15 protein-coding genes are annotated in these 15,518 nt (G+C 68.5%); 7 read left to right on the top strand and 8 right to left on the bottom strand.

All coding sequences use genetic code 11. The features are described from left to right. Positions 1 to 4 precede the first annotated feature (4 nt). The gene (locus tag AC1MEQ_RS13685; RefSeq protein ID WP_479791477.1) at positions 5 to 670 is read right to left on the bottom strand and encodes an NADPH-dependent F420 reductase; all 666 of its coding nucleotides are present in this window, start codon (positions 668 to 670) and stop codon (positions 5 to 7) included. A 104-nt stretch (positions 671 to 774) separates the two neighbouring features. On the opposite strand from AC1MEQ_RS13685, the gene AC1MEQ_RS13680 reads away from it, so the two are divergent. The 7 genes from AC1MEQ_RS13680 (at position 775) to AC1MEQ_RS13650 (ending at position 7,207) form a co-directional block, all read left to right on the top strand. Further along, complete coding sequence (locus tag AC1MEQ_RS13680) at positions 775 to 1,281, top strand: MarR family winged helix-turn-helix transcriptional regulator (protein WP_479791472.1); 507 nt, start codon at positions 775 to 777, stop codon at positions 1,279 to 1,281. A 133-nt stretch (positions 1,282 to 1,414) separates the two neighbouring features. Continuing rightward, the gene (locus AC1MEQ_RS13675; protein WP_479791467.1) at positions 1,415 to 2,233 is read left to right on the top strand and encodes an amino acid ABC transporter substrate-binding protein; all 819 of its coding nucleotides are present in this window, start codon (positions 1,415 to 1,417) and stop codon (positions 2,231 to 2,233) included. 22 nt (positions 2,234 to 2,255) lie between these two features. Next, positions 2,256 to 2,921 carry an amino acid ABC transporter permease gene (locus AC1MEQ_RS13670; protein WP_479791462.1) on the top strand — a complete coding sequence of 222 codons (666 nt, stop codon included), beginning with the start codon at positions 2,256 to 2,258 and terminating at the stop codon, positions 2,919 to 2,921. Continuing rightward, positions 2,908 to 3,672: an amino acid ABC transporter ATP-binding protein gene (locus tag AC1MEQ_RS13665; RefSeq protein ID WP_479791457.1), complete on the top strand. Its 765-nt coding sequence runs from the start codon at positions 2,908 to 2,910 to the stop codon at positions 3,670 to 3,672. Before AC1MEQ_RS13670 ends, AC1MEQ_RS13665 begins: the two co-directional genes overlap by 14 nt. 65 nt (positions 3,673 to 3,737) lie before the next feature. After that, complete coding sequence (locus AC1MEQ_RS13660) at positions 3,738 to 4,424, top strand: GNAT family N-acetyltransferase (RefSeq protein ID WP_479791454.1); 687 nt, start codon at positions 3,738 to 3,740, stop codon at positions 4,422 to 4,424. A 162-nt stretch (positions 4,425 to 4,586) separates the two neighbouring features. Further along, on the top strand, positions 4,587 to 6,152 hold the full coding sequence (locus tag AC1MEQ_RS13655) for a helicase HerA-like domain-containing protein (protein WP_479791453.1): 1,566 nt from the start codon (positions 4,587 to 4,589) through the stop codon (positions 6,150 to 6,152). A gap of 62 nt (positions 6,153 to 6,214) precedes the next feature. Continuing rightward, positions 6,215 to 7,207: a hypothetical protein gene (locus AC1MEQ_RS13650; RefSeq protein ID WP_479791452.1), complete on the top strand. Its 993-nt coding sequence runs from the start codon at positions 6,215 to 6,217 to the stop codon at positions 7,205 to 7,207. Positions 7,208 to 7,213: 6 nt separating this feature from the next. Here AC1MEQ_RS13650 and AC1MEQ_RS13645 read toward each other — a convergent pair whose 3' ends face one another. The 7 genes from AC1MEQ_RS13645 to AC1MEQ_RS13615 all read right to left on the bottom strand — a co-directional run bounded on the left by AC1MEQ_RS13645 (position 7,214) and on the right by AC1MEQ_RS13615 (position 15,442). Beyond that, positions 7,214 to 8,560: an MFS transporter gene (locus AC1MEQ_RS13645; protein ID WP_479791451.1), complete on the bottom strand. Its 1,347-nt coding sequence runs from the start codon at positions 8,558 to 8,560 to the stop codon at positions 7,214 to 7,216. Then, complete coding sequence (locus AC1MEQ_RS13640) at positions 8,557 to 8,994, bottom strand: MarR family winged helix-turn-helix transcriptional regulator (protein WP_479791450.1); 438 nt, start codon at positions 8,992 to 8,994, stop codon at positions 8,557 to 8,559. The genes AC1MEQ_RS13645 and AC1MEQ_RS13640 overlap by 4 nt, the downstream gene beginning before the upstream one ends. 179 nt (positions 8,995 to 9,173) lie before the next feature. Next, positions 9,174 to 11,129, bottom strand: a complete 1,956-nt coding sequence (locus tag AC1MEQ_RS13635) for an NHL domain-containing thioredoxin family protein (protein WP_479791449.1) — start codon at positions 11,127 to 11,129, stop codon at positions 9,174 to 9,176. 142 nt (positions 11,130 to 11,271) lie between these two features. Continuing rightward, positions 11,272 to 12,084, bottom strand: coding sequence for a hypothetical protein (locus tag AC1MEQ_RS13630; RefSeq protein ID WP_479791448.1), 813 nt, complete (start codon positions 12,082 to 12,084; stop codon positions 11,272 to 11,274). Next, entirely contained in the window at positions 12,074 to 14,227 is a 2,154-nt protein-coding gene (locus AC1MEQ_RS13625) for a bifunctional copper resistance protein CopD/cytochrome c oxidase assembly protein (protein WP_479791447.1), read from the bottom strand. Before AC1MEQ_RS13625 ends, AC1MEQ_RS13630 begins: the two co-directional genes overlap by 11 nt. An 83-nt stretch (positions 14,228 to 14,310) precedes the next feature. Next, positions 14,311 to 14,997 carry a copper resistance CopC family protein gene (locus AC1MEQ_RS13620; RefSeq protein ID WP_479791446.1) on the bottom strand — a complete coding sequence of 229 codons (687 nt, stop codon included), beginning with the start codon at positions 14,995 to 14,997 and terminating at the stop codon, positions 14,311 to 14,313. Between the two features lie 160 nt (positions 14,998 to 15,157). Further along, positions 15,158 to 15,442 (bottom strand): HU family DNA-binding protein, encoded by a 285-nt coding sequence (locus tag AC1MEQ_RS13615; RefSeq protein WP_479791445.1) that lies wholly within the window; start codon positions 15,440 to 15,442, stop codon positions 15,158 to 15,160. Positions 15,443 to 15,518 lie beyond the last annotated feature (76 nt).

Genomic DNA, 15,518 nt, shown 5'->3' with positions numbered 1-15,518 from the left:
TCGCCTACGCGGCGACCGAGGCGTCGGCGAGCAGCGTCGACATCTGTTCCAGCGAGTGGCTGCCGTTGAAGACCTCCGTGCCCGGGCCGAAGAAGCGCCCCGCGGCCAACGGGCCCGCGTCGAAGGCGTCGTAGCCCAGGCGGTCGATGAACGTGGCCACAAGGGACTTCGCTACGCCATGGTCCCCTGCCAGGGCCAACGCCCGGCGATCCCCTGCCCCGGGCAGCCTGTCGTCTTCCTCCAGGTCGTGGTAGCCGATGTGGTTGAGCGATTTCACGACCAGCGCGCCGGACAGGAAATCGGCGACGATCTCGCTGCTGCCGCGTGGGTCGTCGATGAATTCGTCGATTTCGCCGTCGGTTGTCGGCCAGTAGTTCATGACGTCGATGACCGGCTTCCCCAGCAGCAGGGCCGGGTCCAACGACCTGTATTTATGGAGCGGAACGGCCACCACCACGAGGTCGGCGGCCGCGGCTTCGGCGGCCTCCACGGCGATGGCTCCAGGAATGACGACTTCGACGATGAGCGAGATCTCATCGACGGGTTTGGAGGTGGCCACCTTCACCCGATAGCCGGCCTTGAGCGCCTGCCGCGCCACGGCGGTGCCGACGCGGCCTGCGCCGAGGACCCCTATGGTCGCCGTTGTCGCCAAGGACAGCTCATTTTTCATCCGGGACCCTCCATGAAAGGACTAGTAGATATTTATGTTGTTCCACAGACTATATATCCGACAGAATATCTGTGCAACATCGCTCATTGTTGTAGAGTTGGCCCATGGTTGAAGTGGACGAAGCGGTGGAAAAGCACGGTAAAACGTCGGTACCCGGCGACCTGGGCTGGAACCTCGGCATGGTGCTGCGCGGCTACCAGGTCCTCTTCGAGAGCGCCGTCGAGGGCATGCCCTCCGGCATCCGCGGCTACCAGGTGCTGTCGACAGTGGTGCACCAGGACCCCCCGAACCAGCAGGCACTGGGCACGCATCTGGCCATTGACCGAACGGTCCTGACGTACCTTCTTGACGCGCTCGTCTCTGCCGGCGTCGTGGAACGCATTCCGGATCCGGCGGACCGCCGTGCCCGCAAGATCATTGCTACTGCTGCCGGTCGGCACATGCTCGCCGAGTACGAGCAGCGGGTGGCCATCGCCGAGGGCGAGCTGTTGGCCGGGCTGGCCGAGCAAGATGCCCGGGACCTCGGCAGCCTGGTCTCGCGCCTCGCCCTGCACATCCACCGGACGGATCCGGGCACCAGCCCCTGTGAAGCCATGGACCACCTGCAGTAGCGCACCGCCGTCGTACTTCGGAATAATCGACAGCCCGTCGACGCTGGGGGTGTTAGCGTTCGAAATTCCCGGTGACCGCCGGGCCCCTGCCGATCCCGGACCACCGTCCGCCCGCCCCGAAGGACCCCACCCCATGAACCGTCGTCTCCTGCCGTTGGCCGCCGCCACCCTCGCCCTGGCGTTCGCCGTCTCCGGTTGCTCCTCCAGCCCGGAATCGGGGACCCCGTCCGAGAAGGTGGCGGACGGCCTGACGCTGCAGGAGGTCAAGGACGCCGGCGTGCTGACGGTGGGCACCGAGGGTACCTACAAGCCCTTCTCGTATCATGAGGGCGGCACCGGGGACCTGACCGGATACGACGTCGAGGTCGTCACGGCCGTCGCGGACAAGCTCGGGGTCAAGCCGGAATTCAAGGAGACCCAGTGGGATGCGATCTTCGCCGGCCTGGAGGCCGGCAGGTTCGACGTCATCGCCAACCAGGTGACCATCGACGCCCAGCGCAAGAAGGCGTACGAGTTCTCCACGCCCTACACGATCAGCAAGGGGGTCATCGTCACAAGGGCCGACGACAACAGCATCTCCTCGTTCGCCGACCTGGAGGGCAAGACCACGGCCCAGTCGCTGACCAGCAACTGGAAGACCCTGGCCGAAAAGTCAGGCGCCAAGGTCCAGGGCGTCGAAGGGTGGGCCCAATCCGTCACACTGCTCAAGCAGGGCCGGGTGGACGCCACGATCAACGACCAGCTGACCTACCTCGACTACCAGAAATCCACTCCGGACGAGGGGATCAAGGTCGCCGCCGAGACTAAGGAGACCTCCGAGAGCGCCCTGGCGTTCCCGAAGGGCAGCAATGACCTGGTCAAGGCCGTCGACGACGCGCTGGGGGAACTGCAGGCCGACGGGACCCTGGCCAAGCTCTCGGACAAGTACTTCGGCGAGGACGTCTCGAAGTAGGCCCGGCGCGTAGTCTGACCCCATGAACATCGACTGGGCCCTGTTCCTGGACTCGCTGTGGCCGATCGTGCTCGGCGGCCTGGCGGGGACCATCCCCCTTTCGCTGGCCAGCTTCGTGCTCGGCCTGCTGCTGGCATTGCTCGTAGCGCTGATGCGCATTGGCTCCAGCCGGGTGCTGGCATGGATCGCCCGCGCCTACATCTCCGTCATCCGTGGAACGCCGCTGCTGGTGCAGTTGTTCGTGATCTTCTACGGGTTGCCTTCGATCGGGGTGACGCTGAGCCCCTGGCCGAGCGCGCTCATCGCCTTCTCGCTCAATGTCGGTGGGTACGCCGCCGAGGTCATCCGCGCCTCGATCCTCTCGGTGCCCCGCGGTCAGTGGGAAGCCGGCTACACGATCGGCATGTCGCGCGGCAAGGCCCTGCGCCGGTTGATCCTGCCGCAGGCGGCCCGGGTATCCGTCCCGCCGTTGTCGAACACCTTCATCTCGCTGGTCAAGGACACCTCGCTCGCCTCGTTGATCCTGGTGACGGAGCTGTTCCGCAAGGCCCAGGAAGTGGCGGCATTCAGCCAGCAGTTCATGCTGCTCTATCTGGAGGCCGCCTTGGTCTACTGGGTCTTTTGCCTGGTCCTCTCCTCCGGGCAGTCGAAGATCGAGGAAAGGCTGGATCGCTATGTCGCCCACTGAGCCGCTGCTGCAGGTGACCGGGCTGCAGAAGTCCTTCGGCAGCAACCACGTCCTGACCTCGATTGACCTGACCGTGGATTCGGGCGGGGTGCTGGCGCTCATTGGGCCGTCCGGCTCGGGCAAGACGACGGTATTGCGCTGCCTGAACGGGCTGGAGAAACCCGATGCCGGTACCGTTGCCTTCGCCGGTGGGCCATCCGTCACGTTCTCGGCCTCGACCGGAACGAAGGTGGCCCAGTCGCTGCGCACCCGCAGCGCCATGGTCTTCCAGAACTACAACCTCTTCCCGCACAAGACCGTCCTGCAGAACGTCATCGAGGGTCCCATCCAGGTCCAACGACGCCCGAAAGCCGAGGCCGTCGCGGAGGCGACATCGCTGCTGGAGCGGGTCGGGCTGGCGGAGAAGGCCGGCCAGTACCCGCACGAGCTATCCGGCGGCCAACAGCAGCGGGTGGGCATCGTCCGTGCCCTGGCGCTCAAGCCCTCGCTCCTGCTCTTCGACGAGCCGACCTCTGCACTGGACCCGGAGCTCGTCGGGGACGTGCTCACGGTCATCAAGGAACTGGCCCAGGAAGGGTGGACGATGGTCCTGGTCACCCATGAATTGGCCTTCGCCCGCGAGGTCGCGGACCACGTGGTGTTCATGGACGGTGGTGTCGTCGTCGAGCAGGGGCACCCGGATACCGTCCTGCGCGCACCCCGTGAGGAGCGCACCAAGCAATTCGTGCACCGCCTGCTCAACCCCTTCTGAGCCGGCGATGCCGTCGACGGTGCCGGCGGATGACGGCAGGCGGCCACCGCTGGCATGATGTCGACATGGATTCCGCCGTGCGCCACCGCGTCGATACCTACTGGGATCACGTCCTGGGCGGCCCGCCGTCGCGGAGTGCCCCCACCCGGGTCATTGGGCGGGAGGGCGATTGGGACGGTGCCCTGGTCGTGCAGGTCGGCACTTCGGTCCGCGTGCGGTGCCTGCCGGAGCGTCGCGCAGAGCTTGAACTCCTGATTCGCGGGCTGCCTGCTGGGGGCCTCATGGATCCGTTGTTCTGGAGCAGAACCGCCCGCGCCACGAAGGTCATCGGCCCGGCCCGTCACTTCTACGGGACGGGCTGTGCACGCGTCCGGGACCCATCCATCACAGTCGGAAACCGCGCATCCCTGGCCGCACTGCGGTCCGTTGTCACCGACGGCGAATGGTCGGAGGCCGGATTGGCCGACGAACCACATACTGTCCTGCTACTGCATGTGGACGGCAGGATTGCCGGTGCCGCAGTACTGCACCTGTGGGACGGGGCCCCGGCGGACGTGGGCATCCTCGTCGCTCCCGGATTTCGCGGGGGCGGCTTGGGCTATCGGTTGGGCCGCGCTGCCTGCGCGGAGGCGTGTCGCCTCTCGGGACTGGTCGTCTGGCGGTCCGCGCTGGACAACCGGCCCTCCCTGCGGTTGGCCCAAACACTCGGCCTCTCCGCCTACGGCGGGAACCTGGCCGCCTTTCTGGGATAGCCGACCCGACGGGGGCGGTGCCGTCGCATCCGGTCCCGTAGCCCCCGGCCCCATGGTTTCCGCCATCGGATGAGCCGGCTGCGCCGCACACCACAGCGACCGCGCCGCACGTCATTGAGGAAATCCCGTGCGACGCGGCCTGCGTGCGCATAGGCTGACCCCATGGCGAAGAGCACACCGGAACAGCAAGTCGAGAAGATCAGCAGCGGCTACACCTTCGAAGGCGGGTCGATCTCCCTGGGCGCGGCCCTGGTCGACGGCCAAGTCCATCCCGAGGCGCAGGTGAGGCTGCCCCTGAAGATGATGAACCGCCATGGCCTGGTGGCCGGGGCGACCGGCACCGGCAAGACCATCACCTTGCAGGTCATGGCCGAGCAGCTCTCCAATGCCGGGGTCCCGGTGTTCCTGGCGGACGTGAAAGGCGACCTGACCGGGCTCTCCACCCCGGGCACGGGCGGCGAGAAGCTGCTCGCGCGCACCCAGTCGGTCGGCATGGAATGGGAGGCGGCGTCCTTCCCGGTCGACTACTACAGCCTGGGCGGCAGCGGCGAGGGCATCCCGATCCGCGCCACCGTCTCCTCGTTCGGGCCCGTGCTGCTGGCCCGCATCATGGAGCTGAACGAGACGCAGGAGTCCAGCCTCCTGCTGGTCTTCCATTACGCCGACCAAAAGGACCTGGAGCTCTACGACCTCAAGGACCTCCGGGCGGTCATCCAGCACCTGACCTCCGACGAGGGCAAGGCCGACCTGGCCGAACTCGGCGGGCTGTCCTCGGCCACCGCGGGGGTGCTGCTGCGCGAACTGGTCGCCCTCGAGGCCAAGGGCATGGAGAAGTTCTTCGGCGAACCGGAATTCGACACCACGAAACTGCTCAGGATCGCCGACGACGGCCGCGGGGTGCTCTCCTGCCTGGAGTTGCCTTCGCTGCTGCAGCAGCCGCTGGTCTTCTCCACGTTCCTCATCTGGCTGCTGGCCGACCTCTTCGAGGAGTTGCCGGAAGTCGGCGATGCCGACAAGCCGAAACTGGTCTTCTTCCTCGATGAGGCCCACCTGCTCTTCAACGACGCCTCCAAGGCGTTCATGGATTCGATCACCAACACGGTGCGCCTGATCCGTTCCAAGGGCGTCGGGGTCTTCTTCATCACGCAGACCCCCAAGGACGTTCCCGGGGAGATCCTCGGCCAGCTGGCCAACCGCGTCCAGCATGCCCTGCGCGCCTTCACCCCGGACGACGCCAAGGCGCTGAAGGCCACCGTCTCCACGTTCCCGTCCAGCGACTACGACCTCAACGAGGCGCTGACCCAGGCCGGTACCGGCGAGGCGGTCGTCGTCGTCATGAACGAGAGGGGGGCGCCGACCCCCGTCGCGTGGACACGGATGTGGAGCCCCACCTCGAACATGGGCGCCTCCCCCGCCGACACCGTCCGGCAGGTCGCCGCCTCCTCCCCGCTGATGCAGGAGTACGGCACCGCGGTGGACCGTGAATCCGCCTTCGAGGTCCTCGCGGCCCGCGCCGCAGGGCACGACGACGCCGTCGCCCCGGGCACGGAGGGCGCCACTGGCGATGCGGAGCCTGGGCGGGCGCCCGAGGAACGACGCCCGTCGAAGAGCCGGCCGCCGGCCAAGCAGGACAATCCCGTCATGGACTTCGCACTTCAGGCCGCCGGGATCCTGGGCAAGGAATTCATGCGCGGCATGTTCGGCACCCGCCGTCGCCGTCGCCGCTAGGCCGATCACCGCCGTCGTCCTCGTTTCACGGGGGCGACGGCATTCCCGGTAACGTGTAACAGGTGAAAAACGCTTCCTCGCCCATCCGGGTCCTGGCCCTCTGGCTGGCCGTGCTGATGGTCCTCGCCATCGCCGCCGTCGTGACCATCACGCTGGTGAACCAGAAGGTCTTCGGGCCCGAACGGCAGGTCAGCTCATACTTCGGGATGTTGCAGGCCGGGGAGGGTGAACAGGCCATGGGCCTGTTGGACCCCGCGGCCCCGAAGGGCAACGCCCTGCTGCTGGACGGCGAGGCCCTGCAGGCCGCCGTCCAGCCGATCGAGGGCTTCACGGTGCAGGACGCCCGGGAGGTCACCGACGGCAAGGTCGAGGTCACCACCACGTACCAGGTCAACGGGAAGGACCACGAAACCGTGTTCCACCTGACCCGGACGGGCCGGGACTGGCTGTTCTTCGACCGCTGGGCGTTTGCCGCCACCGACCTTCCGCAGGTCACCGTCACCGCGGACACGACCAACGAGGTGCGCGTCAACGGCCAGGCGGCTCCGCTGGCCAAGGGTGCGGCGAAGCTGCCCGTCTTCCTCCCCGCGGTGGTCGAGTCCAGCTACCGGGACAAGTACTTCCAGGGGGCCAAACGCCGCGTCGTCGTCGACTCCGCATCCGCGGCCGGAACCGACGGTCTCCAGCTGACGACCAAGCCCACCGAAAAGCTGGTCAAGGACGTCGACGCACAACTGCACCAGTACCTGGACGACTGCGCGAAGCAGCAGGTCCTCAAACCCGCCGGCTGCCCCCTGAGCTACGACACCGAGGCACGGGTCTCCTCGGACTCGATCCACTGGAAGATCACCCGGTACCCGGAGGTCGAAATCGGCCCCTACGACGGCGGCTGGGTGCTGCGTCCGTTGGAGGTCGGCACGTCCCTGAACCTGGTGGAACAGAACCTGATGACCGGAGTCAGGATGGAGAACACCATCGAGCACGACTTCGGCTTCACGGCCAAGCTGGAGCTCTCCGGCGACTCGGTGACCGTGACGCCGGTCGTCGGATACTGACCCGGGCTACTCCGGCCGCTGGCTCGATGCCGATCGGCCCTCCCGGGCGTCGTCGTCCCCGCCCCGGAGGTCCTGTTCCTGGACGTCGTGGCCCTGGGCTTCCGGCTCGGCTCCGGCCGGCTGGCCGTCGCCGGTGGCGAACACCGGCTGGTTGAGGCGGCCCCGGCGGACGAATTGCAGCGCCCAGAGACCGGCGGCCAGGGCGATGATGCCGCCGGCGGCGATCGACCAGCGGGCCCCGAACTCGGTGCCGAGCCACCCGACCAGCGGGGCGCCAATGGGCGTACCGCCCTGGATGACCATCATGTAGATCGCCAGCACGCGTCCGCGGAACCGCGGCTCGACGGAGAGCTGGATCGAGGTGTTGCAGCTGTTCAGGAACGTCAGCGAGGCCAATCCAACCGGTATCAGGGCGAGGGCATACAGCCAGAACGTCGGCATCACCGAGGCGCCGATGCTGAACACGCCGAAGAGGATCGCGCCACCGATCAGGTAACGCAGCCTGAACCGGCCCCGGCGGGCGGCCAGCAGGGCACCGCCGAGCGTCCCGACGGCCATCACGGAACCGAGCAGCCCGTACTCCCCCGGCCCCACCCCGTAGGCCTGGGTGGCCATCATGGCGTTGGTGATCTGGAAGTTCAGCCCGAAGGTACCGATCACGCCCGCCAGGACGAGGATCATGACCAGGTCGGGGCGGCCCTTGATGTAGTGCATGCCCTCGCGGATCTGGTGCTTGGCGCGCACCGCAGGCTTGGGCGTGTAGAGCAGCTCCGGCTTCATCTTCCAGATCGAGAGCAGCACCGCGGCGAAACTGGCGGCGTTGATCAGGAACGCCGGGGCGGTACCCAACCAGGCGATGACCAGACCGGCGACGCCGGGGCCGGCCAGGCGCGCCAGGTTGAACGAGGCGCTGTTCAGGGCCACGGCATTGGGCACGTCGTCCGGTCCGACGACCTCGGAGACGAAGGCCTGCCGGGCCGGTGCGTCGAATGCGCTGGCCAGCCCCAGCACGAAGGCCAGCAGGTACACATGCCAGAGTTCGGCGGTGTTGGTGAGCACCAGCAGGCCGAGGACGAGCGCGCAGAGCCCCATGATGGTCTGGGTGATGAGCAGCAGCTTGCGTTTGTCGTACCGGTCCGCGACGAGCCCGGCGTAGGGACCCAGGAAGAGGATCGGGAGGAACTGCAGCCCGGTGGTGATACCGGTGGCCGTTCCGGAATTGTCCGTCAGCACGGTCAACACCAGCCAGTCCTGCGCCACGCGCTGCATCCAGGTCCCGATATTGGACACCAGTGCCCCGGAGACCCACAGCCGATAGTTCGGTGTGGCCAGCGCCTTGAACATCTGGCTCATCGGGCGTTCATCTCCGTCAGCAGTTCGGCGGCCCGACGCAGGGTGGCCCGGTCGTCCGCGTCGAGGTCGGCGACGTGGCGGGAGAGCCAGGCCGTGCGCTGGTTGCGGACGTGGTCCACGACTGTCCGGCCCGCATCGGTGAGGACCACCAGCACCTGCCGGCCGTCGTCGGGGTGCCCGGTGCGTTCCACGTAGCCGCCCTCTTCCAGCGCCTTGGCGATCCGGGTCATCGAGGGTGCGGTGACGCGTTCGCGGGTTGCCAGCTGCCCCAGGGTCTGCGGATCATGCCATAGCGCCACCAGGACGGAATACTGTCCGGCGGTGACCATGCCGCCCCCGACCTCCACGCGGAGGCGCCGCGAGACGCGCATGATGGCCACCCGCAACCGGGCGGCAAGGTCGTCGTCGAATTCTTCGGTTTCCTGCGGGGGCACGGCACTCCTGGGCTCGCATCCGGGTCGGCGGCTGGGCGTCGTCGCGCGCGGACAATTAGTTGCTTAGCGATGCTAACAATACTCTCGTCGCCGTGTCTTCACCATGGCGCCGGTCACCCAACGACGACGGCGGGAAGCCCCGTCGTGGGACTTCCCGCCGCCTGGTGGGGTCGGGGTGCCTAGTCCAGGCCGCGCAGGTCCAGCGTCAGCCCGGTGTCGCCGTCGTGCTCCAGCACCACCGGGATGCCCCAGTCCTGCTGGTAGAGGTGGCAGGCGGCATGGTCGGGGATCTCGCCGCCGGGCTCGCCGTCGCAGGAGGCGGCGCGGGCGGTGATGTGCAGGACCCCATCGGCGATGTCCGGGTTCAGTTCCAGCGTGCGCGTCAGGCCGGTGGAGGTGCCGCCACCGGCCAGCAGCAGTTCCTCGGGCGAGGAGGAGATCTTCAGCTGCGTCGGGTCCCCCCACCGGTCATCGAGCTTCTGGCCCTTCGGGGCCGAGAAGCGCACGCTGATCTCGTGGATGCCCGGTGCGACCGGCGTCTTGGGCCGCTGGGTCTGCGCCGCACCCTCGTCGACGGTGAGCGCCTCCTTCGGCAGCGGCAGGCGGACCAGGCGGTGCTGGTTGGTCTCGACGACCAGCAGCACCGGGTCCCCGTCAACCGAGGTGTCCAGCAGGACATCGGAGGGCTCGGCCAGATCGCGGGCCAGGGTGGACACCGTCCCGGTGGCCGGATCGTACCGGCGCACCGCACCGTTGTAGGTGTCGGCGACTGCCACCGACCCGTCCGGCAGCACGGTGACGCCGAGCGGGTGCTGCAGGCGCGCCTGGTCGGCCTCGCCGTCGCGGAAGCCGAAGTCGAACAGCCCGGCGCCGATCGCGGTGTCGACCGTGGCGACGGATCCTGCCTCGTCCAGGCGCAGCACGCGCAGCGCCGACGTCTCGGAGTCGGCGACCCAGATGTTGCCCGCCGCGTCGTCGGCCAGTCCGGAGGACTGGGCGAACCAGGATTGCCCGGGCGCCCCGTCCTGCAGGCCCTCCAGCCCGGTGCCGGCGAAGACGTCCAGCGCACCGGTGACCGGGTCGAACGCGAAGATCTGGTGGGTGCCGGCCATCGCAATGATGACCCGGGAGGAGGCCGCAGACCAGAGCACGTCCCACGGCGAGGAGAGCGAGGTGTCCAGCGGTTCGGCACCGAGGTCGGAGACCCACGCGTCGGGATCGTTGGCCGCATCGCCGGCAGCGCGGGCCGTCTCGGCGTCGAGCAGGCGCTGGATGCCGTTGCCGGCCACGGTGGTGACGTTCCCGGTGGCTAGGTCGACCCCGCGCAGCCGGTGGTTGACGGTGTCGGCGACGATGACGTCGTAGCCGACCACGGTGGCCACGTCCGCGGGCAGCAGGGCCAGACCCTGGGGTTCGTTGAAGGCCGCCGTGTCGGCGGTGCCGTCGGCGTGGCCGCGCTCCCCCGAGCCGATGGTGCGGATGACGGTGGACAGGTCGCCGTCGAGCTGGACGAGGCGGTGGTGGCCGGAGTCGCCGACCAGGAACGTGCCGTCGGCCAGCGCCAGGACCTTGCCCGGGAAGCGCAGGTCGCCCTCGCGGGCCGGCGGGGCGACGTAGGGTCCGTCGCCGCGGTTCAGGGTGCCCTTGGCCTCGTGTTCGGCCACCAGCTCGTCGACCAGCGATTCGAGCCCGGCGGCATGGCCCTCCCCGGAGAGGTGTGCCGCAACATAGCCCTCGGGGTCCACGACCACCAGGGTCGGCCAGGCGCGGGCGGAGTAGGCCTGCCAGGTCTCCAGCTCCGGGTCGTCCAGGACGGGGTGGGCGATCTCGTAGCGCTCCACTGCAGCCGCGAGGGCGACCGGATCGGCCTCGTGCTCGAACTTCGGGGAGTGGACGCCGACGATGACCAGCAGGTCCGAGTACTTTTCCTCCAGCGGGCGCAGCTCGTCGAGCACGTGCAGGCAGTTGATGCAGCAGAAGGTCCAGAAGTCCAGGATCGTAATCTTGCCGCGCAGGTCGCCCAGCCCCAGCTGCTTGCCGCCGGTGTTCAGCCAGTTGCGGCCCACCAGGTCTGAGGCCCGCACCCGGTAGGCGGCGCGGACGGAATCGGCGGTGGCGGTGGAATCTGCACTCATGAAAAGGCTCCCGTTGGTTGTCGGCTGACGTAAGGGTCTCAACCCCATTATGGCCGGGAATGTTCCCGGGCCGGGAGGCGGATGACGGTGTACGACGCCGGGGCGACGGTGCCCGAGCAGGCCCCCGGCCGCCCGGGTCGGCTCAGGCGAGGTCCTTCAGCGTGGCGTCGAGGATGCCATCGGCCATGGTGGCAAATTTCGCGTCGTCCAGGCCGCTGGTGCCGATGAAGGAGACCATGGCAACGTACCCGTTGCGTTCCCCGATGAGGACCAGCGCCTGCTGCCGCAGGTCGCTCCCCTTCCCGGCACGGCTCCACAGCAGTGCCGACTTCGCGTCCGTGGCCTTTCCGGCAGGCGCGGTGCTGCGCAGCGGCACATCGGTGCCGGAGATGGACAGGGTCACGTCCGAGCAGGTGCCGAGCATCTGCCGCACGGTGGCGTAGTGCCCGTCCAGTGCCGACCGGTCGGTGATGCGGGCGACCTCCACCGAGCCGGTGGCGTCCACGCCCTCGGCGGCGAAGTCGGTGCGGGCGGCGTCCTTCCCGAGTCCGGCCGGTGACCAGTTCAGTTCCCGGACGGCGTTCCGGCAGGCGGCGGGCGTGACGGTGGCGCCCTGCAAGGTGTCCTGTGGGGCGGCGCGCAGGGCCTCGAGGTCCGCCGCCGAGGCAACGGCGGAGAGCGTGAAGTTGTAGGAAGCGGCCCGTTCGATTCCCGCGGCGACGGCGTTTGCGGCCGATCCCGTGGGAGCCGGCGTCGAGGGGGATGCGCTCCCGGAGCCCTCGTGGGGGTTCGACGGCGGGGCCTGTCCGGCACCGGATCCCGAGGAGCAGCTGGTCACGGCGATGACGACCACGATGATGAGCACGACCAGGGCGAGCCAGCGGGCGGCCACGAGCGCGGTCTTCTGGGCGCGGACCCCGGGTGGCGGGGTCCGGCCAGGGGACTTAGCGGCCACCGCGATCGAGCCTCCGGTCGTCTTCCTTCAGCTGGGCGAACATGGCGTTGTAGGCCTGCAGGTCGGCCTCGTTGTCGCGGTCGGCCTTGCGGTCCGATCGGATCGCCTCGCGGCGGTCGGCCTTGTTCCAGGTCATCATGACGCCCAGTGCCAGCAGCAGCGTGGGGATTTCGCCGATCCCCCACATGGCTCCGGCACCGAGCCGCTGGTCCTCCAGTGGCAGCGCCCCCCAGTCACGGCCCATGTTGCCGAACCAGGACGCCTGGATCAGCTGGTTGCTGCCCATCAGCGAGACGCCGTAGAGGGCGTGGAAGCTCATGGTGGCCAGCAGCAGCACGAGCCGGATCGGGTAGGCGGCCCGCCGTGGCAGCGGGTCCCCGTCGATCATGTTCAGCGCGAAGATGTAGCCGGTGACCAGGAAGTGGAAGTTCATCAGCTCGTGCCCGGTGTGTTCGGCCATGGCGAAGTAGAACAGGTCGGTGGCATAGAACAGCACGATGGAACCGGCGAAGTTGACCCCGGCAAAGATCGGATGGGTGACCAGTTGGGAGAACTTGGAGTGGATCCCGGCCAGCATCCATTCGCGGGGACCACGCGTCCCGTCGGTGCGCGAGGGCAGCGCCTTCAGGGCCAGCGTCATCGGGGTGCCGAGTACCAGGAAGAACGGTGCCACCATCGTCAGGGCCATGTGGCCGACCATGTGCATCGAGAAGAGCACGACGCCGTAGACCGCCGGCGCGCCCGAGGTGATGTAGAACAGCGCGGCGAGGCCGACGAACCAGGACACCGTGCGCAGCACCGACCAGCTGTCGCCGCGTTGGCCCAGCGTGCGCCGGCCCTTCAGGTAGGCGAAGGCGAGGAAGATGATGATGGCCAGCCAGAGCCAGTCGATCCGCCAGACCGTCAGCCAGCTCGAGGGCACGAGTTCGGGCGGCAGGTCGTAGCCGGTGAGGATGCGTGCCGGGGTGGCTTCTGGGGGCAGTTCCTCCGGCACGGGCGGCGCGGTGCGCGCCAGGGCCGTCGCCACGGCCATGGTGGAGGCCATGAGGATCGTCTCCCCGGCGACGATGCGCCAGGCGGTCCCGGTGGCGGATGCCGCGCCGGAGAGCAGCCGGGGAATGGCCCACCGCCGGTGTGCCAGCCCCAGTGCCCCCAGGGCCAAGGTCAGCACGGCCTTGACCATGACCAGCACCCCGTAGCCGCTGAGCAGCTGGGACCAGTGGTCCATGCGCACATACGCGCTGATCACCCCGGAGGCGAAGACCACGAAGAAGGCCAGGGTGGCCAGTCCCGAGAACCGCTGGAGCACGACGCCGGCGAGCACCGGGCGGGCCGAACGGTACTTTCCGGGGGCCGGCGCACCGAGCAACGGGGCGACACAGGCCAGCACGGCGATGCCGCCGACCCAGAGGCAGATGCCGAAGAGGTGGAGCAGGATCGCGTTGGTGGCACCCCAGTGGTCGTCGCCGCCGGCGGCATGGCCGATGAGCGAGAGCGGGAGGATGCCGACGAGGGAGAACACGGCGCTGAGTCCGACCCCGACCGGCGAGCGGACGACGAACGCCAGGGAACTGACGACGGCGGCGATGACGATCATCCACGACCAGGCCTGGCCCAGCGAGATGTTGAGGATGTAGTCCTTCATGGAGTCCGTGTACGCTGCGTCCGCCGAGAGCGGGAGGCCGGCGACATCGGAGAAGGTCAGGATGAGCACGGCGACCGCGGCAAGCGTCCAGACAACGGCCGCGCCGGCGGCGACGTTCATGGCCCGGGCAAACGCCGGGTGCTCTTCCCCGCCGTCGGTTCCCCCGGAGCCCTTGCGGGCACGATGCGGCTTGGTCGAGCGGGGAAGGACGGTCGCAGCGAAGACCAGGGCGCCGATGGTGACCGCCATGGAGGTGTGCTGGATCAGGGTGGCGACCGGTAGGGACCACCGGGTGAAGGCCCCGGGATCGGCCAATTCGGTGCCCTGCGCAGCCCCCGAGAATTCCAGGGCGACGGCCAGCACGAGCAGGCCGATCGGGATGGCGGGGAGCAGCAGGATCTGCCAGAGGCGTGTGGACTTCCGCCCAGCGGGTGCCGAACCGGGTGACGGCGGGGTCGAGGGAGCCGGGCCGCGACCCGGCAAGACGCTTTGACTCACTGCTTCAACCCTGCTTCCATGCCTTCCATTCTCTCACCTCGGCTGCGACGTCGGCGGCCCCGGTGTCCTGGCTCACCGACCGGCTATCGTCCCGTCCCGCCCTGGCGCCGGGCCTTGGCCACGACGGTCGCCGCGGCGGCAACCACGGCCACGGCGATGATGATCCAGATGACGGCGCCCGGCAGGCCTCCGGAGGAATTGTCCTGCTCGGAACCGGCAACCGGAGCAGCTGCAGAGGACTGGTCCTGCGCTGGTGCACTCGACGGTGCCGTGGCGGGCGAAGACATGGCCGGCGCGGACGAGACGGCGGCTTCGCCCTGTGCCGTGAAGGTCAGGGCTTCGTGGTTGGCGGTCGTGCCTTCGATCGGATGTCCATCACTGGAGACCACGCGCCAGACGAGTGTGTACTTGCCGGCGGGCAGCGCCTTGCCGAAGTCCACGGTCAGGGTGCTTCCGCTGATGGAGGTCTCGGCGTCGTGCTTGGCCCCCTCGGCGTCGCTGAGGCTGACCTGGTTGCCGATTGGCTTGAGCTCGCCGCTGAAGTCGAGTTCCACCGTCTCCAGCGCACCGTCCACGGTGGCCCCGTCCTTCGGGGTCGATCCGATGAGCGAATCATGGGCCGAGGCCGACGGCGCCACGACAAGGGCCAAGGCCACCATGAGGGCGGCCGCAGCAGCGGCGAGGACGGAGCGGCTCATCTTGCCCGGGGCCGGGCGCGGGGCAGCCGTCGTCCGCGGTGCGTGCTGGCGGGCGGTGTTGGAGGGATTCATCGTTGTCCTTCGGTACCTGGGGTGCCTCGGCAGACGACTGCCGGATCGCCTAAATTCTACGCTACGTAGAACGCTTGGTGGTAGTGGATCGGGCGCAGAGCAATCGAGGGCCCGTTCCGCCGGATGGCGGAACGGACCCTCGGATCCACAGAAGGGGGATCTACTTCTTGGAGACGGCAGCCTTCAGCTTCGAGCCGGCGGTCAGCTTCACGGAGTGGCCGGCCGGGATCTGGATGCTCTCGCCGGTCTGCGGGTTGCGGCCGGTGCGGGCTGCACGGTCGGTGCGCTCGACGGCGAGCCAGCCCGGGATCGACACCTTCTCGCCCTTGGAGACCTGCTCCACGAACGTCTCGAACACCGAATCCAGCACGGCGTTCACGGCGACCTGGGAGTTGCCGGTCTTCTCGGCGACGACTGCAACGAGTTCACTTCGGTTCAAAGCCAATGTATTTCCTCCTGGACTGTTACGTGCCCGTCCGTTTCCGGCCGGGTTGCCCCGCGGTTGCGGGGACTACTGAGAA

Source organism: Arthrobacter sp. ASL1, assembly GCF_056680475.1.
This window is presented reverse-complemented; position numbering and strand designations above follow the sequence as displayed.